Origin of the sequence: Paenibacillus sp. NPDC058071 (assembly GCF_042885235.1) — a bacterium.
Lineage (GTDB): Bacteria > Bacillota > Bacilli > Paenibacillales > Paenibacillaceae > Pristimantibacillus.
Window position 1 is genome coordinate 190693 of the sequence record NZ_JBHVSK010000006.1, and the last position, 20990, is coordinate 211682.

The following is a 20990-nucleotide window of genomic DNA, read 5'->3' on the forward strand; positions in this document are numbered from 1 at the left end:
CAATTAGTATCAAATAAAACGAGGTGATTAGAAGTGACGAACAGGCTGCTTGGCGCAACAAAGCGGTATTCGGCGTACGGGCTTCGCATAGAGAGCGAAATCGAGCTTCCAGAGCTGCCGCCTGCCCCCGCGCTCGGGAATGAACCCGAAATCATTATCGAATACGCCGACTTACACAGCTGCATCTCTGAATTCGATACGGAAGGCCGCTATAGCTTTTACGGCGACGACTTCGTTCTCATTGTATTAAAGGGGCTTGCGGCCTACCGGATGACGGCCGGCAGAACGATTGAGATTATGCCCGAGCCAGGAATCGACGATCGGGATCTGCGTTTGTATTTGCTTGGCATCTGCTTTGCCGTCCTTTTATTTCAGCGGCGAATCGTGCCGATACATGGCAGCTCCGTTCTGATTGACGGAAAGGCCTATGTCGTGATGGGCGACAGCGGCGCTGGAAAATCAACGCTGACGGCAGCTCTGCTGCAGGCGGGATGTCAAATGCTGAGCGATGATATTACACCGCTGTCAATGGTGGCTGGCACTCATGTTCCGACGGCGCATTCGTCGTTTCCGCGGCAAAAGCTGTGGACGCAAAGCTTGGATTACTTCGGCATGGATTCCGGTAATTATGCCCGGATAATGGCCGAGTACGACAAGTATGACGTTCCCGCGGAGAAGGGCTTTCACGGCGGTACGGCTCCTCTTGGCGGCCTATTCGAACTCGGCAAGGCCGAAATCGGCGCAGTGTCGGCGAGAGCGCTGCAGCCGCTCGAACGCATTCATTTTTTTCAATACCATACATACAGCAATTCGTTCGTGGTCAGCCTCGGCTTGCAGCAATGGCATTTCGCCTTTGCGGCGAAGACGGCGAATGCGGTTCCGTTCTATCAGCTTAGACGCCCGGCAGGCCGTTATTCCATCCCGGAGCTGACGGAGCAGATTTTTAATCTAATCAAACAAGGAGAGTTGGTATAGCGATGAATTCTGTAGCGATTAAAGAGACGATTTCGCAGGCCGAAGGCTATGTCGTAAGCGATATGGGCGGGGAGAAAGTGATGATGAGTATCGAGAGCGGCAAATATTATAACCTCGGAGCGACGGGCGGCCGAATTTGGGAGCTGCTTGCTTCACCGACGACGATTGGCCGGATAACGGAGCAGCTGTGCGCGGAATTTGAGGTCGACCGGGAACGATGCGAGGCGGAAGTCGAGGCGTTCCTGATCAAGCTGGCTGGCGAAGGGCTTATCATTAATTCGGTCGGTTAACATGGCAAGGACGATCGTGATGATCCGTAAGCTGCTCGTCTCCGATATGCGGTTCAAGCTGCTGCTTCTCGAAGCGTACGGACAGCTCGGTTGGGCGAGAATGGAGAAGGCGATGCCCTTCGGGAAAATCGCTCCGTCGCTAGGAAAGCCAATGGCGGAAACGTCATGCGCACCGGCTGGAAGCATACGCATGGCTGAAGCGGAATCGGTCGCCCGGGCGCTCCGCATTGCCGGACGGTTCACGCCGTGGGAGAGCAAATGCTTGGTGACCGCCATAGCAGGCACAAGAATGCTGCGCAGAAGGGGGATTGCCAGCACGCTCTACTTGGGTACGGCCAAGGATGAGCGTACGGGCGGAATGAAAGCCCATGCGTGGCTGCGAAGCGGAGACCGCATTCTCACCGGTGCGGAGCAAATGGACCGTTATACGACGGTGGCGATGTTCGCCAGCGGGGACGGCCGATTAGAGGAGAGAGAACTATGAGCGGAGTGCAGGCGTATCCTATCGATTTAAGTTCCCTTACGAGAGAAATGACATTTATGCTGCTTCTGCTCCGGGCGGAAGGCGGGCTGGACAAAGAGAGAGCGCGGAGCGAGGCCGAGAGCCTCGACTGGCGCACATTTTGCGATTTTATGGAGTATCATCAGACGCACCCGGTGTTGTATCCGGTATTAAAGGAACAGCTTGCAGGCGAGGAATGGGTGCCGGCGGAGACGTTGGAGCGTATCCGGCGGTTATACCGCAATAACGGCTTGCTGATGCTTCATTTGGCGGCCGAAACCTCGCGCGTATGTTCGGCGCTTGCCGGCCAAGGCATTCGTTCGCTGATGCTGAAGGGGCCGGTGCTGGCCAAGCTGCTTTACGGCGATCTTTCGGGACGCACATCCAGCGATTTGGATATGCTTGTGCCGAAGGAGCAACTGGCGGAGACGGAGCAGGCGCTTGTGGAGCTAGGATACCGTCTGCATCAGGAATCGGGCGAGCTGTTGAACAATTTGGAGCGCAAAACCCATCATCATTCTTATATCCACGACGGGAAGGATATCGAAATCGAGCTGCATTGGCGGCTCAATCCGGATACGGTGTCCGAGCCTGCGTTTGATGAGCTGTGGGCTGGCAAGCAGCGGAGCGATCTTGGTAAAGAAGTATACACGCTCGGCAATGAAGACCTGTATCTCTATCTCGTCTTGCACGGGACAAGGCACGGCTGGTCCTGCCTGCGCTGGCTGATCGATATCGACCGGCTGCTCGCACTGCCGCTTGATTGGGCTGTGTTGAACAATAAGCTCAGACGCTTTAAAAGCGTCCACTTAGGGGGAGCGGCTGTCGTGCTGACGGCTTCACTGTTAGGGACGAAAGCGCCTGCGGAAGCGGCGGCGGGCGAACGTTCGGTCCGCATTGCGCAGCTCGCGCTTACCTTTATTCGTGAACGGGTTGTCCTGTTTCCGAAGCCGGAGCGCAGAGATGTGGCGCTTTCGTTCAACCGGTATTTGTTCGCATCGATGACAGGACGGCAGAAATGGCTTTATGCGGCCAATAAGCTGTATCCAAGCTCCAAGGATGCGCATGTACTGCCGCTGCCGAGAAGCCTTCATTTTTTATATTTTCCGCTGAGGCCTGTGCTATGGTTCTGGAGACAGGTCAAGCGGTCGTCCGTATGAGGGGGAGATGCGCATGAGAGCAACGCTCGTCTTGTTGAAACAGCTTCACGCCGCTGCAGGGTTCCGGCTCTATGCGCATATTTCGCTTATGCTGGCCGTCAGCGGGCTTGAGGGAATCGGAATATTTCTGATTATCCCTTTGCTTGGCATGACAGGCGTCTTCGATATGGAGCTAGGCCAGATTCCGCTTGTCTCAACGGGCATGGCGTACTTGAGTGAATGGGGCATTCGTATGAATCTGGCCGTCGTGCTTGCTGTTTTTGTCCTGCTGGTCGGCGGCCAGGCGCTGCTGCAGCGGTACCATACCGTATTGTCCGAGTCGATTTTACAGTCCTTTGTGAAACGGCTGCGAATTGATACGCATCGTTCCTTGCTGCGGGCCAAATGGTCTTTTTTTTTGAAAAGGAGAAGCTCGGACTTCAATCAGGCGCTGTCGGCCGAATTGAACCGGGTTACGGGCGGGATCGATTTGCTGCTGAAGATGATTGGATCGGTTGCGTTTACCGTCATTCAGATCGCCCTGGCGATGTGGCTCAGCTTTGAATTGACCGCGATAATTATTGGCAGCGGCGTGACGCTGTCGCTCGTTTCGCGACGGTTTGTCCGCAAGTCGGCCAAGCTGGGCAAGGAGACGACGCAGCTGTCCAAAGCTTATTTTGCTGGGCTGAACGATCATTTTAACGGGATGAAGGATATAAAAAGCAATCGGCTCGAGCAGCAGCATATGGATTGGTTTGCCGAGCTTTGCGGCCGATTGGAAAAAAATATGGTCAACGCCTATCGCGTTTACGCTAATTCAAACTTGCTGTACCGGCTTTCCTCCGTTGCGCTGATCGCAGGGTTCGTGTACTTGGCTTTGCATGTGCTGCGAGTACCGGGGGAGCAGCTGCTGCTGATCGTGCTTATCTTTACCCGGCTATGGCCGAGGTTCATCAGCATTCAATCAGGCCTTGAGAATATTGTCAATAAAGTAGCCGCCTTCGAAGCGGTGACGAGCCTTCAGAGAGACAGCGACGCTGAGCGGGAGGAAGAGCTGGATGATCCGGTTGAAAATGGCTTTGACGGGGATCGGCAGTCTTTTCGGCCTTTCCAGCTGCAGCACGGCATCGCCTGCCGGGATGTCAGCTATGGTTATGCGGGAAGAGGCGAGGAAGAGGACGGGGAATCGGAGAATTCTGACCGCGCGCTTCAACATATCGATTTATTCGTTCCCGCGAACAAAATGACGGCCATTGTCGGCAAGTCCGGAGCGGGCAAGAGCACGCTCATCGACTTGTTGATGGGCTTGATGGCGCCGCTTGAGGGTGAAGTGCTGATCGACGGGCTGCCGCTCGAAGGGGAAAGGCTCGGCCGGCTTCGAAGCTCAATCGGCTATGTGGCGCAGGAGCCGTTTCTGTTCCACGGCAGCTTGCGCGACAATCTCACGGTTGGTGCTCCAAATGCAACGGAAACAGAGCTGTGGGAGGCGCTTCGTTTCTCCGCGTCCGAATCGTTTGTCTCCAAGCTGCCGGACCAACTGGATACGGTGATCGGCGACCGGGGCATCCGTCTATCGGGAGGAGAGAGACAGCGGATCGTTCTCGCCCGGGCGATTCTCCGCAAGCCTTCGGTGCTCGTGCTGGATGAAGCGACCAGTGCGCTGGACGGCGAGAATGAGCTGCGAATTCAGCATGCGCTGGAGCGGCTTAAAGGAACAATGACGATTATCGTCATCGCTCACCGGCTTTCCACGATTAGGAATGCTGATCATGTGATCGTGCTGGAAAGCGGACAAGTGATACAGCAAGGCGGATATGCCGAGCTTGCGCGCGATTCGCAGGGGGGCTTCCAAAGGCTGCTCCGTGCGCAAGCGGAAGCTTCGCCGCAGGATGAAGTACCGCAAGTGGAAATCAGTGCGGCAAATGCCGCGCTGTAAGCATAAGCGACTGGGGCGTAAATCCCGCCATCGTTTTGATATCCACAAAAAATGGTAGGATGTGGCGCCAGGCGGGGAGGGGAACGTTATATGGGGGCCGCAGATCCCGTAGGAGCAGGCTCTTCGCATTTTATTGAAAAAGAGGATCAAACTTAAAATCAGCGCTTCTCCTTACTTAGAGTCAAGTACTGATTTCGGTTTTTAGTCGAAAAAGAAAAAAGCTGTCCTCGGTTTTCGCCGCGGACAGCTTTTTGTGTAAAATGTGATGAATTAGGAGCGAGGGCCCCAGTGGCTTGGCTTAGGACGGCCTTGCGTTTCAGCGAGTTCGCCGTCGAAAGTGAATTTCACTTCCAGTGTCTCCAAAGCTGGAGCTTCCCATTGTTTTTTCATTGAGCTCACCCCCTTTCATTGTTCTTATGTAGTTTAGCTACTCGATACGGTACGTTTCTGATTATAGCATAAGCGATACAAATTGTATCTAGATTTTTTAAAATATTTGGAAATGATCTGCAAGGATTTTTTTGGGAACTTCAGTTGACGGATGTCGGTTCTGTATGGTAAATTCTAGTCAATTAAATAACGAGCGATACGGAAGCACCGTAGAAGACGCAGGGAACTGCGCCTTTTACGGTGCTTTTTTGCGTTCGCTTGGAGGGAGGGGGATGAACGATGCGGTTGCAGGTTGCGATTGCAGTTAAGGAACAGGAGTATGCCAGAAGATTGGCCGATTACGTGAGGAACAGTCCCATTGGCGAACAGTGGCAGCTTACCGTTTTCACTCATCCGGACGCGTTCGTGCAATATTTGCGAAGCGGCTATCCGGTAGACCTCGTGGCAGCACAGCCATCCATGCTGAGCGCCGCGTCCGACTCGCTGGGGAAGGTTCCGGTTGCCGCGCTGGTGACGGCCAGAGGCCAATGCCCGGAGTATGAAGAGATTAGGCAATATCAGCCGCTCCCCGAGCTGCTGAGATCGCTGTCTGCGCTATACGCCGGAGCGTCTGGCGGCAAGGCTCACCGAGGCGCCGAAGGAGACGGATCATCCGTCATTGCGGTTTATTCGGCATCGGGAGGAGTAGGTAAAACGACGCTATCTCTTCAATTGATGGAGACAGCGGCCGCCAAGGGCTGCCGCGCATTTTATTTGAATTTGGAGCGCTGGAGTGCGTGGCATTACAAGCTGGATGGCGGAGAGTTGGAGGTTGGCGGTGAAGGCCATCACCAAGGCGAAGGGCTTTCGCAGTTGCTGTACGTTTTAAAGTCGCAGCCGGAGCGGGCTGGAGATTGGCTGTTGAAGCACCGTAAGCGACATCCACGTTTCAAAGGAGATTATTTACTGCCTTGCTCGAATCAGGAGGACAGGCTGGCACTTTCGGCTGCTGACGCTGAGGCGATCGTCAAAGCGATTTCGGCAACGGGACAATACGACTTGATCGTCGTCGATTTGGATGAGGGCACGGATGAGCTCCACATGACAATTTGCGAGCGAAGCGACCAGATTATCTGGCTGTTGACCGACGATCCGTCCGTCCGAAGAAAAGCCGAGCTGGCTTATCGCTATGCGGAGCAGCGCTGGCAAGGAAGATTTGAAGCGGTGGAGCGGAGGTTTCAATTTGTCGTAAATCGCTGCTCCACGGAACGGGTACCCACTGCAGATGGCGGACGCTTTGGCGCAAAGCATCCAATAGCGGCTGAACTGCCTGAGCAGGAGAGCGAAGGGCGGCGGAAATCCGGCGGCGCTATAATCGCATCGCCGGTCTATAAAGCGGCGGTGGAGCGGCTGTTCCGCTTTCTAATCGAAGAAGAGGGGGCGAAACCGCTTGTTCACCGATGAGCAGGTCCGGCAGCTGCGGGAATCGATTCGCGAACGAATCGATTTGAGCGGAGAAATATCCGACGAACGGCTGCTGTCGCTAGCGGAGTCCGCTGTACTTGAATGGGACGGCAGCAGGGCTATGACCGCCGCCGATAAGGCGGCGTTGGTTCACCGGCTGTTTCACTCCTTTCGAGGGCTTGATATTTTGCAGCCGCTTATGGACGATGCTTCCGTTACGGAAATCATGATCAATCATCATGCCGAGATTTTCGTCGAACGACACGGGAGGATAAGCCAGCTGCCTGCCGCGTTTGAAAGCCGGGACCGATTGGAAGACTTGATTCAATCCATTGTTGCGAGCGTTAACCGGGTGGTGAACGAGTCGTCTCCGATTGTTGACGCCAGACTGAAGGACGGCTCTCGCGTTCATATTGCACTGCCTCCCGTCGCACTCCGGGGGCCTGCCGTGACTATCCGCAAATTTCCCGAGCGGCCGATGACAATGGAACAGCTGGTCGCCGCCGGCTCACTGACGGCTGAAGCGGCTCGCTTTCTGCGGATGTTGATTGCGGCTCAATACAATATTTTTATTAGCGGAGGGACGGGAACGGGGAAAACGACCTTCCTGAACGCGTTGTCGCAGCATATCGCTTCCGATGAACGGATCGTGACGATCGAGGACTCCGCCGAGCTTCAAATTCGCAGTGTGCCGAATTTGGTGTCATTGGAGACTCGCAACGCCAATACGGAAGGCAAAGGAGAGATTACGATTCGCGATTTGATCCGCGCATCGCTGCGGATGCGGCCGAATCGCATCATTGTCGGAGAGGTGCGCGGGGGCGAAGCGCTGGATATGCTGCAAGCGATGAATACCGGGCATGCGGGCTCCATGTCGACCGGACATGGAAACGGCGCAAAGGATATGATGGCGAGGCTCGAAACGATGGTGCTCGGAGCCGCCGACATGCCGGTGCAAGTGATTCGGCAGCAAATCGCTTCCGCGCTCGATATCGTCGTTCATCTCTCTCGCTTTCGCGACCGTTCAAGGAGGGTGACGGAAATAGGTGAAGTGACTGGCGTCGAGAACGGCGAAATCGCGGTCATGCCCCTATTTCGCTTTGAGGAGGAGGGCGAGCGTGACGGTGTCGTTCTTGGAGAATTGAAGAGGTCCGGTCATTCGCTGCTTCAGACCGATAAGCTGAAGATGGCCGGGATAGATACGGATGAAAGGAAGTGGAGCGGATGAAGAACGGGCAAGCCGCATCAGGGAGAAAGCCCGGAGTCTCTTTGGCGGGCAAGAAGCTGAAGCCGCAAAGCAGCCGTTTGCGAAAACTGCTCGTCTGGAGCGGATGGCCGAGTAACGGCGGAGAAACGACGACCACCATCCAATTTGCGTTCGCGGCGGCGGTCGGGTACACCATTATGTTTGTCGCACTATACATCGTCTACCGTTCCGTTCCCGTTTCAATAACGCTAGGGGTTGTTGGATTATGCGCTCCCCGTTTCTATCGGGCATCCCTAATAAACAGCCGCAAGCAGAGGCTGAAGCTTCAGTTCAAAGAAGCGCTCTATTCGCTTGCCTCCTCGCTTGCCGCAGGACGGTCGGTAGAGAACGCGTTCGTTGCCTCGATCGACGATTTGCGGCTGCTGTATCCCGATCCTCGGACGGAGCTGCTGAACGAGTTTCAAATGATTAAGTATCGGCTTGACAACGCCGAACCATTGGAGCAGGCACTTCGACACTTGGCGAACAGGGCCGGCATCGATGATATTACGCAATTCGCCGATGTCATGGCGGCTTGCAAACGGAGCGGCGGCGACCTCGTTTCGGTGATGAAGCGCACGTCTCAGACGATTGGGGAAAAGCTGGAGGTACAGCAGGAAATCGCGGTTATGATTGCGCAGAAAAAATTCGAAGCTCGAATTATGATGGCTGTGCCTTTCGCTTTTCTTGCTTTTCTCGGTTTTGCGGCGCCCGACTATATGGCGCCGTTATATGGCAAAGCGGGGTATACGTTGCTGACGGTCGGTCTGGCTGCGCTGGCGGTATGCTTTTGGTTTATCCAGCGGATTATGGCGATTCGGATATGAGGAGGGAGCGAATTTGATGGCAGCCGCGATAGCCGTCGGACTGACCGTTGCATGGCTGTTATTAGCAAGAAAAGCAATATCGCTTGTTTTGCGGGCTAAAGCTGCAGGTCGTTTGTCTTCGAATGAGGCGAGAACGCAGTTGCTTGAACGGCCGTTCGCTGAATTTCTGGAACGAAGCGGAGTGTTCGAGAAGGCTCAACTGCCGCTAAGCGGATACCATGCGAAGCAAGTCGTTCTGCACGGGACGGAATGGCGGCTGGACGACACGAAGCGGCTGCTGGCTGCGGCGGCGGGAGGCGGATACGCTGCGCTGACGGCAAGCGCGCTGCTCGCTTGGCTCAGCGGAGAGACGGTCATTTTGACGATCGGCGCGCTTGTCGGATGCTTGTTGCCTGTTCGCCGATTCACGGAAGCAGGCGCTCTTGTTATTCGCCGGAAGCAGGCGATTTTGCTCGAGCTTCCCGAAACGCTCAGCAAGCTGATGCTGCTGGTCGGCGCGGGAGAGACCGTGCAGCAGGCGTTTATGCGCTGCGTCGATGGCAAGGACGCCGAAAGTCATCCCCTCTATAAAGAATGGGCCAAAGTGGTGCGATCTCTTCGGAACGGGGAGTCCTTCGGCACTTCAATCGAGCGCTTTAATCGAAGCTGCGCCGTTCAGGAGGTTTCTGTTTTTACGACCGTGCTGCTGCTGAATTATCGCAGAGGAGGAGAGCACTTCGTACTCGCGCTGCGGGAGTTGAACTATTCGCTGTGGGAGAAGCGCAAGGCGGTCGCCCGATCGAAGGGAGAGGAGGCTTCGTCTAAGCTTGTGTTCCCGCTGGTTGGCATTTTGCTTGTTTTAATGGTATTGGTCGCAGCTCCTGCACTGCTGCTTATGTCTTGATCTTGCTGCTGTAGCTGCTGTGTCGTTCGTTGAGACGGTTTGTTGAATTTTAAAACGGGTTAAAGAGAGGAAGGTAACGAATATGAAAATAGTACAGGCTCTTTTATCAAGTGGAGGACGCATTTTCCGGCCGAGAAATGCAGTAAGCCGGGCAGTCCGAAAGTTTTGGCGCTCGGAGAGCGGACTGGGGACACTGGAGGTTATTTTGATTATCGCCGTTGTCATTATTATCGCATTGTTGTTTAAGGATTGGATTATCGATCTGATCGAAAACTTAATGGGCAAAGCCGATGACAAAGCGGACGAAATTTTTTCGTAGCCGGCTGCGTGGCATTTTGTGGGGGCAAAGGGGCAGCTTTACGCTCGAATCGGCGCTTGTGATGCCGCTGCTGCTGACGATGCTGTTTTTATTTCTATTATTCAGTCTCTATTTATATCAAAAGGTCATCATTTATTACTCGGCTTCCTCAGCGGCGGAGCGAACGGCCTTCAGCTGGGATAATAGTCACCGCGATTGGCGGAACGGCATGCTGGAGCAGCCGCTCTACGACGGATTGTATTGGCGAATGACAGAGGATCGACTGCTCGAGTCACTGTTCGGACTGGGCGGACAGGCTTCCGCCGTCACCCTCGACCTGCCTGGACAAGCAACAGCAGGCGAGAATGTGGGAGAAGGGCTGGCGGAACGCAAGCTGACCGCAAGTTCTTCCTGGATCGGGGCGGTTTCGGCCTCATCGCTGACCGGTTCCATCCAGTACGAGCCGGGGGCTGTAAAACGAACAATCGAGCTTAAACTGAAGCAGCCGGTGTCGATAGCCCCGCTAGAGCGAATGCTCGGTTTAACCGAGCCGAAGACGGCTGCAGCTGCCGGCATCGTTGATCCGGTTGAATTTATTCGAAGCGTCGATTTGGCAAGGTACTATAACAATCGCTTTGCTTCGGGCTGGGGTGGCAAAGAGAAGATGAAAGCGGAAAAAACGCTTGGCAAATACGGAAAGAGCTCTTAGTCGGAGATGGAGGAGGGGACATGAATTTGGCAGGCCAGTTTGCAAAGCGAATACGCCAGTGGTGTCGCTTGTCCATCCGTCGTGAAGGAGCGGTGACGGTATTCTCGGTCATGGCGCTTGCTTCGCTGCTGCTGTTTTCTTCCGTACTGATTGATTATGCAAGATTGGCAACGCTGAATAAGATGACGGAGGATGCGGCGAGAGCCGGAACACGTTCCGTGCTGTCGGCATTCGACGACGGCCTGTACGAACGCTATGGTTTGTTCGGCCGTGGAGGAACGGACGGCGAAGAGCTGTTTCGGCGGTCGGCGCAAGCCAATTTGGAACGGCAGCGGTCGCTGACGGGCCGCTCATTCCGGATGGTTGACGCCAAACTAACGGATGTGAAGCTTAATGATGCGGCCTACCTGGGCAGCCATCCGATTTTCAAGCGACAAGTGTTGGAGGAAATGAAATATAAAGCGCCTATCGACTTCACGATTGATCTACTATCCAAGTTTGCCCCTCTTTCAGAGACGTTGAAGGAGGGGACTGCGGCAATCGATACGCTGGAGCGTCTTAGAAAACTGTACGAGAAAAGACAGTCGCTGCTGGAAACCATCGTCTCTTTGCAGGAAGAAGCGGCCGAAGAGGCGGAGAAAGGCGGGCTGCCAGGTCTTATTCCAGTCGACGGCTCGAAAGCGGCGCAACTGAACGCGAATGCGATGGCGGAGGATTATGAGCTTTACGCATCTTGGGTACGAACGGATATGGAATTGATAAAGAACGGCAAAAAGCCGAAATACGCAGCTCAGCGGCAAGCCTACGAACAAAATGCGCGAACGCTGCTTGATCGGCTTCAGAAAGAGGATGGCAAGCTCGCTAAGCTGCACGATGCGCTGCGCCTCAAAGCAATTACTGCGCTTGCCGAAGCTCAAAGCGTGAACGATGAGATGAAAGCCGTGGCGGAATTGGCGGAACAATCGCCAAGCAAAGCTGGTTATGACCGTGTCTCGGAGCATTCATCGACTCAGGAAAGCGGCGATTTCGATAATAGCGGAGCAGACCGGCAATTGGCGGATATTCGCCGAACCGCAAGAGAAGTGATCCTGCCTGACGGATGGTTTTCCGAGTATCGGGAGGAGCTGATGCAGCAAAGCAAGGCCTATGATAAGATCAGCCTTTCGATTTCCAACTTCGCTTCGACTTTGCAGGCGGCTCTTGGAACGGGGTATTCGTACAGCAGTGTTTTGAAGGGCCAAGTAAGGCAAATGCAAGAGAAGTATGTCGAGTACAAAAAAGTGTATTTTGGCGAGCGTTCATTGATTGAATTAAGAAGAGAAACGGTCGATCAAGGCGATGTGCGTAAGCGGCTGCGCGAGCAAAATAACAAGGCAGGCTCGCTTTGGAAACAGGGCCGGAAAATGCTAAGCGGTCTTGAACAGCCGGGCGAAGGCGGAAATCGGGAAACTTTCGAACTGGTAAAGCAAAGATACGAGCATAATCGGCTGTTTAACGAAGTTGCAGCGGGAGAAGAAGACTTTTCCGGGGACGGTAAGCCTCTTAAGGATGCATACGATCAGGCCGAGGCTTCCGTCGATAGGATGGACGGCTTATTCGCCGGCATGGCGGATATGCTGGAGCGCGCCAGAGATTCGGTGTATGCAGGAGAATACGTACTCCAGCGTTTCCATGCCTTTCAACCCGAATATTTGAAAGAGTCGTTTACCGGGGGCGACCGAGGACAGGGCGCGTTGTCCAGTAGGATGGATTTTCAGTTCCAAGAGGCGGAGTACATTTTGTACGGCTTTCATCGCCCGCTCGCTAATGTAGCGGCTTCCTATGGCGAGTTGTTTGGTGTGCGTATGGCGATTCGTACGACAGAGGGGCTGATCGAATGCCGTTCTGCCGGGCACCCGCTCCTTATTTTAGGCTGCGCAGTGATATACGGACTGGAGAAAACGATCGAAGACTTTATAGGGCTGGCTACGAACGGTAAAGCTCCGTTGTCTAAATACGCCAAGATAGATTTGACGTATTCTGATTACTTAAGACTGTTCATGCTGCTGCACGGGGGAGCCGACAGTCCGCCGAGACTATCTCGGATGATTGCTGTTATTGAGCAGAACAACGGCGTAACGCTGGCAGGGGTGCCTGCCGCCGTATCAGGAGAAGTAAAGGCAGAAATGGCATTTTGGTTTTTACCTGGTGTTATGAAGGCGATCGGTGCATTCGGCGCGTGGGAAGGAGCGGTTAATGGCAATCGTTATGAAGCGACGAAAACGATGGGCTGGTCCTACTAAAGCAGCAGACGGCAGAAGAGACGAGCAGGGCAGCATCGTGCTTGAGGCGGCGCTGACGATGCCCTTGCTGCTGGCTGTGCTAATGGCTTTTATTATTCTTATCCGGCTATGCGCTGCGCAGATGGCGCTGCAATCGGCCGCCTCGCAATCCGTCAGGCAAATCGCGGCGCATATTCGGCCTGCGGAGTTGGCAGTCTCGCAATGGTCTAGTCCTGCCCCGGCTGCAGAGCCTGCGAATTTGCCTTTGTCCGGCTGGCGGATGATTGCCGCTGAGGCGGCGAGATGGCTTCCTGATCCTGCAGGCGTGTTAGCTTCTTCGGCTATCGAAGGAGATTGGAGTCCACTCGTGGACGCCGCTTCAACGGAGCTTGGCCGATTCGCCGTTGAACCGCTTCTTCGCGGTAATGCTGATAAAGCCATTCTCGAACCTGAGCGGATTACGCTTTCCCGGCTGTCTTTACCCGACTTGAAGAGCAAGCAGGAGCCTTACATAACAATTGAAGCGTCCTATGAGTTTCCAATGCGCGTTCCGATTCTGAATAAACCGATCATTCTGCGAGAGCCGGCATCGGAGCGGGTATGGGTAAGCGACATATTGCCAGCCACAGATAAAGAAACGGACTCTGCCGAAATCGTTCCAATTCAGCTCGTCTCGATTCAACCGTCGCCGCTGCGTCCAGGTCATACCGCCACATTAACGGCTTTAACGAAACCGGGAGCCGTCGCTTCGTTGCAAGTACAATATAAGAGCGGGCAGAGCAAAGCGAAAAATTTAGGCGAGGCGTTGGCTGATGAACACGGCTTCGTGAAATGGACCTGGCACGTATCCGGCAATACGACGCCGGGATTATGGGAGCTGACGGCAACCTCGGCGTCTGGGGAACAGGCGTCGATGCATTTTCAAGTTGAAAAGAAACCGAAGGAAGGAGGAGGGTAAGCATGACTCTATTAAATCTGCCGTTCACAGAAATTGGAGGGATTCCATTTGCGGCGACAATACTGCTGCTCGGCGTGGCGGCTTTCACCGATCTCCGCGCAATGATTATTCCCAATTGGATTACGCTTCCTTTTTTTATATCTGGGCTGTTTTACCACGGGGTTTTCGCTGGCTGGGACGGACTTGTGCGTGCTTTGGCTGGCGTTGCCGCAGGCTTTGGGCCGCTGCTTCTCCTCCATTTGGCGCGAGGGATTGGAGCCGGAGATGTCAAGCTGTTCGGTGCTTTGGGTGCTTGGATCGGAGTCGTACCCGTGCTTTACATTATGCTCTACGCTATTCTTTACGCAGGTGTCATTGGCGCGCTATGGCTGATTTTGCACCGGCCCTTTTTTAAAAGAATGGCAGCAGGCGCGGGGGCGCTTGTCGGCCGGAGAAGCGGGGCTCGCCAAGGAGAATGGGCGGCTTGGGCGGCTGGCGGCAGAACCTTTCCGTTCATGCTGGCGGTTGTACCGGGAGCGGTAACCTTTTTTATTCAGTAGCAGGCAGGAAAGGAGGAAGGAATAACTTATGAATGATTACCGAATCGATTTCTCGATGCAGCGGGGTCACGAAATGATTGTCGATCGGGAAAAAGCGATCGCCAGAGCGGAACTCGATGAAATCGAGCTGCAAATGCTGCAAAATAACCGTATTCCTGGTTTGCTGCCAGTTGAATGGATGGAATTCGACGGCGCCATTACGTTTCGGTATGCGCTATCCGGGCGGCGAATGCTATCTCGATGCTTACAGATGCAAAGGCTGAGCATGGAGCAATTTTACGCATTGCTGCTTGCGATTGTCGAAACATTGATCGAATGCAAGAACTACATGCTTCATCCCAGCGGTTGCCTGCTTGAAGAAAGCTGTTTGTTCGCAGGTGAGCGGCTAGATGATATCGGCATCGCTTATATGCCTTTAAAACGGGAAGGATCGGGTTTGGCTGGTGCAAGCGGTGCCTCGGGTGGCGGAGGACTGCTGCCGCTCATTGTCTACGTCAGCGCTTATGTCCATACGATTGATGGCAGCGGCCTACAACGCTTGCTGCGTACGTTTAACGACCGGCCGTGGCCGCTGAACGAACTGCGGCAAGTTTTGCTGGAACTGATCGAGGCGGGCTCTCCAAGCAGGAGTGTTTATAAGTCTCTCAGCGCGGAGCAGAGCTTGCCGATCGCACGGGAGTCGCATCGGCAGCAGGCTGTTGTCGGTCAGGTGCCGGCACCAGCGTCGGTAACGGCACCTGCTTCGCTCGAGCGTGATCCGCAGGCGGTGTGGGAACATCACATCCGATTAGCTTATGATGGGATGGAGCCGGACGAGGAGATGAGCGAAGAAGAGGCTGAGCCGATTGATCGTTCCGAGTTGAGTCGCAAGCGATGGATATTGACCGCTGTCGTTTTAGTTGGTATCGCATGCGCATGGAGATACATTTATCTGCCATCGGCTGCGGTCAATGGGCTGTATATCAGCCTCGGATTGACGCTGATGGGAGCGGCCGGCTTAATCTATGTCTGGACGAAACGAGAAGCGCCGCGGCTGCTGACGGGCGATCGCGCCGATGATTACGATCCTGATGAATTTATTCCCGTATCGGGACCATTGCGAGGGGGCTCTTCACCATTCACTCCTGCCGCTTCAAGAGCTTCCGAACGTTCTTGGCCAAACGGCGGGGCAGTTGCGTCCTCTATCAAACAGGAAAACGCATATGGTAGAGAAGATGAGCACGGGAGCAGCCTCGCGTCGGTTTCCGACTTTGCCCGCAACATTGGGAAGAGCAATGAAAGAATGGCTGATTCATCGGCCAAGACGAATGATGGGCCGGGACCGAGCATGGGGACAACGGTCGCGGCTGCAACTGCGACTGCGACTGCGACTGCGAATGCGACCGAGGCGACCGTCCTGCTCGGGCAGTCGGTTCGATCCGGCGGGCCGTCTTTAAAAAGGGAGTGGTCTGACGGAAGTGCTTGGCTGCCTTGGAAGGGGGAGAAGCTAACGATTGGCAGAGCCGGAGAAAGCGTCGATTACGAGGAGACGGCTGCTGGCGTATCGCGCCTCCATCTTGAGCTGAATCGGGAAAGCGGCAGCTGCCGGGCCAAAGATTTGGGCTCGCGCAACGGCAGCCTGCTGAACGGGCAGGCCATGGTTCCCTACAAGTCCTACTCGCTGAGCGATGGGGATGTCATCCATCTCGCTGGTGTAAGCGGACCTGCCTATAAGCTATCTCTGTAAGGAGGAGAAGGTTGAGGCGCTTCTCTGTGTTCCGTTAGCACGCCAGTGTTTGTACTTTTGCATACTTGCACTAACCTTTGCAGAGAGAACTAGCCAATAACCGCACTTCTAAATATGTTGCTACCACTAACGAACTTTTGCACGAAGAGCACGGAAGTAACTGCCATTTCGCAGTTATTTCCCCGGCATATGGCCGATCGGAAGGAAATAACTGCAATTCTGCATTTATTTCCCTCACCAGTCGAGCTTTTGCCGAAAGGGCAAGCGAAATAACTGCCATTTCGCAGTTATTCCCTCGGCACACGGCCGATAGGAAGGAAATAACTGCAATTCTGCATTTATTGCTCCCGTGGGTCGAGCTTTTGCCCAAGGGCAAGGCGAGTAGAGTAACTGCTATTTCGCTGTTCGAAGTCATTATCCGATTACAACAATCAATAAAAGAGAGTGGCAGCATCAAAAGCGCTATTTGGTATCCTAGCTAGTTCAATCTAAAAATAAAGGCCTCATCTCCACTTGAAAGTCGGAGATGAGGCCTTCTTTTTTTTGCATCATCATTGCATCATTATAACGCTCGAAATCCGCACATACTCGTTTTTCATACTATCTTCAACTCTGTCGATAGCTACGAGCCACGTTTGCTCTTGCTCTGTTCGACAATAGCACGCAAGGCGTCCTCGATTGTCGGATAACGAAACTCAAAGCCGTGACTGAGCGCTTTGGCGGGAAGGGCACGCTGCCCTTCGAGCAGCATGGCGGACATTTCGCCGAGCGCCAGCTTTAAAGCGAAAGCCGGGGCCGGCAGCCAATGCGGCCTTCCAATCGCCTTGCCCAAGGCGCGTCCGAACTCGTCGTTGGTGACGGGCTCCGGGGCGGATACGTTGACTGCTCCCCGTACGGCAGGCTGATCCAGACAGAACAGAACGAGCCGGACGGCATCCTCGAGATGGATCCAGGAAAGCCATTGCTTGCCGCTTCCGAGGCGGCCGCCTGCGAACAGGCGATGCGGAAGCGCCATTAGCGGAAATGCGCCTCCCTCGCCAGACAGCACGACGCCGAAGCGAAGCTTGACGATTCGTTCGGCGTCGATCGCGTCGGCCGCTTTCTCCCATTTCCTGACGATGCCCGAAAGGAAGTCGCTTGTCGCGGTAGGACTGCTTTCGTCGAACGTTTGATCGAGCGAATGGCCGTATGTGGAAATGCCGGAAGCATTGATAACGGTAACCGGCTTCTGGCGAAGCTCCTCAACGAATCGGGCGATTCTTGCAGCAGCCTGCAGACGGGAATCAAGCACCCGTTTCTTCGCTGCTGGCGTCCATCGCTTGCTGATCGACTCGCCCGCCAAGTTGACAATGGCTTCTATGCCTTGCAGCTTCGATGGATTCTCGGCAAGCTCGGTCCATGTAGCTGTATGGAGCCGTTTATGGGCCGTCACACTTTTCCCGCCCGTTCTCGAGATCACCCATACCTCGTCGCCTCGGGCGAGAAGCGCCGCGACAAGAGCCTTGCCTACGAATCCGGTTCCGCCCGTTACAGCTACCCGCATACGGCCATCATCCCTTATCGATTATTGTTTTTCCAGCTTCTCGAGCCAGAGCTGCGTCTGTCCGTCCGTTGTTTTTTCGCTATAAGTAAACTTAATTTTAGCGTCAGGGGATACCATGTCGAGCTCGCTTTGCTGCGCGTCTGTGATTTGCAGAACGAGCGGTCCGTTCGATGTCATCACTTCGATGGAGTGCGAATCGACTTGTCCGCCGTACGTACCTTCTTCAGACTTCGCGGAACTAGAGCCTTTATCCGAGCCCGTCTGAGCGTCAGGCTTGGCGTTGCCAGGATCAGTAACACCGCCGCTGTTGCCATTGTCGGTGCTGGAATCGTCGTTCTGTGTATTCTCGCTTCCTACATTCTCGTCGTTTCCGCTGCCGTTCAGTTCCGTATCAGCGGGCTGGTTCTCGTTCGCTCCAGTATTAGCGTTGCCCAGCGGTTTGTCGTTGCCCGATCCGCATGCGGATACGGTTAAGGCTACGGCGAGAAGAACGGCGCCGATCGCGGCGATGCTCTTCTTGTTGCGTTTCTTTGTTGTCATTGCAACCACCTCCTGCACCTATTAACGAGACGAGCAGGCTTAAAGTTCCGTTTTCTCGTCGATTCTAGACTTTAGGCCTACTTGTTCAGCAGGTGCTTGTATGGGGCATAATCGATGCCTTTGCGATTGAGAAAGCTGACTAAACTGCGATAATCGCGCTTGGGCGTGGCCCGTATGTAACCTTCTATACAATGCGCTTCCGTCACTTCGGCTGCGCCGGACTCGATTGCGACTTCACCGATCTTGGCGGCGATGGAATGCTTGGCGATGTCGCGGAATGCGGTAGGCACCGGAGAGACGAGCTCGTCAAGAAATTTTTTGGAATCATCGGTCCACATGCTGCGGCTCCGTTCGACCCAATAATTTTGCCAGTCGAGCTTTGATTTTCCATCCTTTTTCGGAAGCACCTTCAGAAATTTACGGAACATGAAGAAGCCGCCGATAGCCATAGCGCCTACCATAACGACCGCCCAAAACACGATAAAATACATAAACCAATCTGGGGTTGCTTTCATCTTGAGCCTTCACCTCAGCATGAATTATACCGTATTCCTAGATTTATTTCGACATTCCTTGTAAAATAAGGTTTGATCAACCGAAAGGGGCGTTTAGTGATGTTAAAAATCGGTTCCCATGTATCATTTTCGGACAAGGGTCTGCTGACGGCAGCCAAAGAAGCGGTATCGTATGGTTCGAGCACCTTCATGATTTATACCGGGGCTCCGCAAAATACCCGGAGAAAGCCAATCGAATCTTTATATATTGAAGAAGGAAGAGCGGCGATGGGCGAAGCCGGCATCGGCGAGATTGTCGTGCATGCGCCGTATATCGTCAACCTCGGTTCTTATAAGGAAGACACATTCGAGCTTGCCGTCCGGTTCCTGCAGGAGGAGATCCGCAGAACGGATCATATCGGTGTGAGAAATATTGTACTGCATCCGGGCGCTTATACGGATAAAGATGCCGAATTCGGCATCTCCCGCATCGCGGAAGGGCTGAACGAAGTTCTGGCCGGAACGAAAGAAACGAACGTCAACATCGCATTGGAAACGATGGCGGGCAAAGGTACCGAAATTGGCCGCAGCTTTGAAGAAATCGCATCGATTATCGATAAGGTACAGGATAACCAACGTCTAACTGTCTGCATGGATACATGCCATATGCACGACGCCGGTTACGACCTGATCGACGATCTCGACGGGACGCTCGAGCAGTTCGACCGGATCGTCGGCTTGGATCGGGTAGCGGTCGTTCATATCAACGACAGCAAAAATCCGCGCGGAGCCGGAAAAGACCGTCACGCACCGATCGGTGCGGGCTGGCTAGGACATGACGCAATCCGCTCGATCGTGCATCATGAAGCGCTTGCCGGCCGCCCGTTTATTCTGGAAACGCCGTGGATCGGCAAGGAAGATAAGACGGTTCGTCCGATGTACGAAGCGGAGATCGCTTTGCTTCGCGGCGATGCCACGACGCGGTTTGGCGAGTCGTTCTTTGACCATGTTGAGCGGCTGCATCACTTCTTCGGCAAACAGGAAATCGATCCGCGCCAATTCGTGCTGGGCACTTGGGACGTATTGAAAAACGACGCGAAGGCGAAAAAAGCCGATCCGCGCGAGCCGATGGAAAGGCTGTTCGATCTCGTATCGGAGGGCAGCCCGCTGCCTGAAGAATTGACCGAGGAGCAAATCAACCAGCGGATCACCGCTTGGTTTGCCGGCAAGCAGCTGCTTGCCAACGCGTAACTGCACAAATGACCTATACAGGATGAAAATCTCGGTTTGTCGCCGGTTTCGCTGCCTTTCAGGCGCTACTCCGGCGCAAGCCGTATTTTATAGCTGCAACTATATAACCGTTACCAAGGAAGGAAGTTCACTTTATGTCATCCAATCAACCCCCTCAATCCACGACAGGTACTAGCGGCCGCGCGCGCATGCTGATCTCCTGCCCCGACAGACCGGGAATTGTAGCGGCTGTGTCGCAGTTCCTCTACGAGCACGGAGCGAACATCGTGCAATCTGACCAATATACAATGGATCCGGTGGGCGGTATGTTTTTCATTCGCTTTGAATTCGACTTGTCCGATCTGGACAAAGAATTGCCGGTTCTCGTGGAGGATTTTGCCCGCGTAGCAGACCGCTTCGATATGAAGTGGCATACGTTCCGCGCAAGCCGGAAGAAGCGCCTCGCTATTTTCGTCTCCAAAGAAGATCACTGTCTGATGGAACTGCTGTGGCAATGGAAGTCCGGGGATTTGAACGCGGATATTTCGATGGTTATCAGCAATCACCCGAATATGAAAGAAATGGTCGAGTCGTTCGGCATTCCTTATCATCATATTCCGGTTACGGCGAGCACCAAGGCGGAAGCGGAAGCGAAGCAGTTGGAAGCTGTCGCAGGCAAAGCCGATCTGGTCGTTCTCGCCCGCTACATGCAGATCATCTCGCCGAAGTTTATCGAACATTTTCCAAACCGCATTATCAACATCCACCACTCCTTCTTGCCGGCTTTTATCGGCGGCAACCCATATGCGCAGGCGTACAACCGCGGCGTAAAAATCATCGGAGCGACCGCTCACTATGTGACCGAGGAGTTGGACGGCGGACCGATTATCGACCAGGACGTACAACGCGTCAGCCATCGCGACAACGTCGAGGAGCTTCGCCGGATCGGACGGACGATTGAGAAAGTGGTGCTGGCCCGCGCCGTAAAATGGCATTTAGAAGACCGCATCATCGTACATCAGAACAAAACGGTTATGTTCAACTAATAATGTTCGGTTTTA

21 protein-coding genes are annotated in these 20990 nt (G+C 54.2%); 17 read left to right on the top strand and 4 right to left on the bottom strand.

The window, feature by feature from the left end:
• Positions 1–33: 33 nt before the first annotated feature.
• The 5 genes from ACFVTB_RS12440 to ACFVTB_RS12460 are packed head-to-tail and all read left to right on the top strand — an operon-like array spanning position 34 to position 4842.
• Positions 34–975 carry an aldolase gene (locus ACFVTB_RS12440; RefSeq protein WP_387748958.1) on the top strand — a complete coding sequence of 314 codons (942 nt, stop codon included), beginning with the start codon at positions 34–36 and terminating at the stop codon, positions 973–975.
• Between the two features lie 2 nt (positions 976–977).
• Positions 978–1265, top strand: a complete 288-nt coding sequence (locus ACFVTB_RS12445) for a lasso peptide biosynthesis PqqD family chaperone (protein WP_387748960.1) — start codon at positions 978–980, stop codon at positions 1263–1265.
• A 1-nt stretch (position 1266) separates the two neighbouring features.
• Entirely contained in the window at positions 1267–1749 is a 483-nt protein-coding gene (locus tag ACFVTB_RS12450) for a lasso peptide biosynthesis B2 protein (RefSeq protein WP_387748963.1), read from the top strand.
• Positions 1746–2927, top strand: a complete 1182-nt coding sequence (locus ACFVTB_RS12455; RefSeq protein ID WP_387748966.1) for a nucleotidyltransferase domain-containing protein — start codon at positions 1746–1748, stop codon at positions 2925–2927. Before ACFVTB_RS12450 ends, ACFVTB_RS12455 begins: the two co-directional genes overlap by 4 nt.
• A 13-nt stretch (positions 2928–2940) precedes the next feature.
• Positions 2941–4842: an ABC transporter ATP-binding protein gene (locus ACFVTB_RS12460; protein ID WP_387748969.1), complete on the top strand. Its 1902-nt coding sequence runs from the start codon at positions 2941–2943 to the stop codon at positions 4840–4842.
• 270 nt (positions 4843–5112) lie between these two features.
• Here the strand turns inward: ACFVTB_RS12460 and ACFVTB_RS12465 are convergent, their stop codons facing one another.
• A complete protein-coding gene (locus ACFVTB_RS12465; RefSeq protein WP_387748971.1) occupies positions 5113–5232 on the bottom strand; it encodes a paeninodin family lasso peptide in 120 nt (39 codons plus the stop codon).
• A 279-nt stretch (positions 5233–5511) separates the two neighbouring features.
• Between ACFVTB_RS12465 and ACFVTB_RS12470 the strand changes: the two genes are divergently transcribed.
• From ACFVTB_RS12470 to ACFVTB_RS12515, 10 genes are all read left to right on the top strand, one after another.
• Positions 5512–6675: a P-loop NTPase family protein gene (locus ACFVTB_RS12470; protein WP_387748974.1), complete on the top strand. Its 1164-nt coding sequence runs from the start codon at positions 5512–5514 to the stop codon at positions 6673–6675.
• A complete protein-coding gene (locus ACFVTB_RS12475) occupies positions 6662–7903 on the top strand; it encodes a TadA family conjugal transfer-associated ATPase (RefSeq protein ID WP_387748977.1) in 1242 nt (413 codons plus the stop codon). The genes ACFVTB_RS12470 and ACFVTB_RS12475 overlap by 14 nt, the downstream gene beginning before the upstream one ends.
• The gene (locus tag ACFVTB_RS12480) at positions 7900–8748 is read left to right on the top strand and encodes a type II secretion system F family protein (protein WP_387748979.1); all 849 of its coding nucleotides are present in this window, start codon (positions 7900–7902) and stop codon (positions 8746–8748) included. Before ACFVTB_RS12475 ends, ACFVTB_RS12480 begins: the two co-directional genes overlap by 4 nt.
• 16 nt (positions 8749–8764) lie before the next feature.
• Entirely contained in the window at positions 8765–9631 is an 867-nt protein-coding gene (locus ACFVTB_RS12485) for a type II secretion system F family protein (protein WP_387748982.1), read from the top strand.
• 82 nt (positions 9632–9713) lie between these two features.
• Entirely contained in the window at positions 9714–9950 is a 237-nt protein-coding gene (locus ACFVTB_RS12490) for a Flp1 family type IVb pilin (RefSeq protein WP_387748985.1), read from the top strand.
• Positions 9922–10638: a TadE/TadG family type IV pilus assembly protein gene (locus ACFVTB_RS12495; RefSeq protein WP_387748987.1), complete on the top strand. Its 717-nt coding sequence runs from the start codon at positions 9922–9924 to the stop codon at positions 10636–10638. Before ACFVTB_RS12490 ends, ACFVTB_RS12495 begins: the two co-directional genes overlap by 29 nt.
• Positions 10639–10658: 20 nt before the next feature.
• A complete protein-coding gene (locus ACFVTB_RS12500) occupies positions 10659–12920 on the top strand; it encodes a hypothetical protein (RefSeq protein WP_387748990.1) in 2262 nt (753 codons plus the stop codon).
• On the top strand, positions 12874–13857 hold the full coding sequence (locus tag ACFVTB_RS12505) for a TadE/TadG family type IV pilus assembly protein (protein WP_387748993.1): 984 nt from the start codon (positions 12874–12876) through the stop codon (positions 13855–13857). The genes ACFVTB_RS12500 and ACFVTB_RS12505 overlap by 47 nt, the downstream gene beginning before the upstream one ends.
• Before the next feature lie 2 nt (positions 13858–13859).
• Positions 13860–14396, top strand: coding sequence for an A24 family peptidase (locus tag ACFVTB_RS12510; protein ID WP_387748995.1), 537 nt, complete (start codon positions 13860–13862; stop codon positions 14394–14396).
• Positions 14397–14424: 28 nt separating this feature from the next.
• Complete coding sequence (locus ACFVTB_RS12515; protein WP_387748999.1) at positions 14425–16122, top strand: DUF6382 and FHA domain-containing protein; 1698 nt, start codon at positions 14425–14427, stop codon at positions 16120–16122.
• A gap of 622 nt (positions 16123–16744) precedes the next feature.
• Here the strand turns inward: ACFVTB_RS12515 and ACFVTB_RS12520 are convergent.
• From ACFVTB_RS12520 to ACFVTB_RS12530, 3 genes are all read right to left on the bottom strand, one after another.
• Positions 16745–17665: a TIGR01777 family oxidoreductase gene (locus ACFVTB_RS12520; RefSeq protein WP_387749002.1), complete on the bottom strand. Its 921-nt coding sequence runs from the start codon at positions 17663–17665 to the stop codon at positions 16745–16747.
• A 21-nt stretch (positions 17666–17686) separates the two neighbouring features.
• Positions 17687–18205 (bottom strand): hypothetical protein, encoded by a 519-nt coding sequence (locus ACFVTB_RS12525; protein WP_387749005.1) that lies wholly within the window; start codon positions 18203–18205, stop codon positions 17687–17689.
• A 77-nt stretch (positions 18206–18282) separates the two neighbouring features.
• A complete protein-coding gene (locus ACFVTB_RS12530) occupies positions 18283–18720 on the bottom strand; it encodes a DUF2621 domain-containing protein (RefSeq protein ID WP_387749008.1) in 438 nt (145 codons plus the stop codon).
• A gap of 99 nt (positions 18721–18819) precedes the next feature.
• Between ACFVTB_RS12530 and ACFVTB_RS12535 the strand changes: the two genes are divergently transcribed.
• Positions 18820–19950, top strand: coding sequence for a deoxyribonuclease IV (locus tag ACFVTB_RS12535; protein ID WP_387749011.1), 1131 nt, complete (start codon positions 18820–18822; stop codon positions 19948–19950).
• Between the two features lie 134 nt (positions 19951–20084).
• Complete coding sequence (gene purU / locus ACFVTB_RS12540) at positions 20085–20975, top strand: formyltetrahydrofolate deformylase (protein ID WP_387749013.1); 891 nt, start codon at positions 20085–20087, stop codon at positions 20973–20975.
• The last annotated feature ends 15 nt before the right edge of the window (positions 20976–20990 follow it).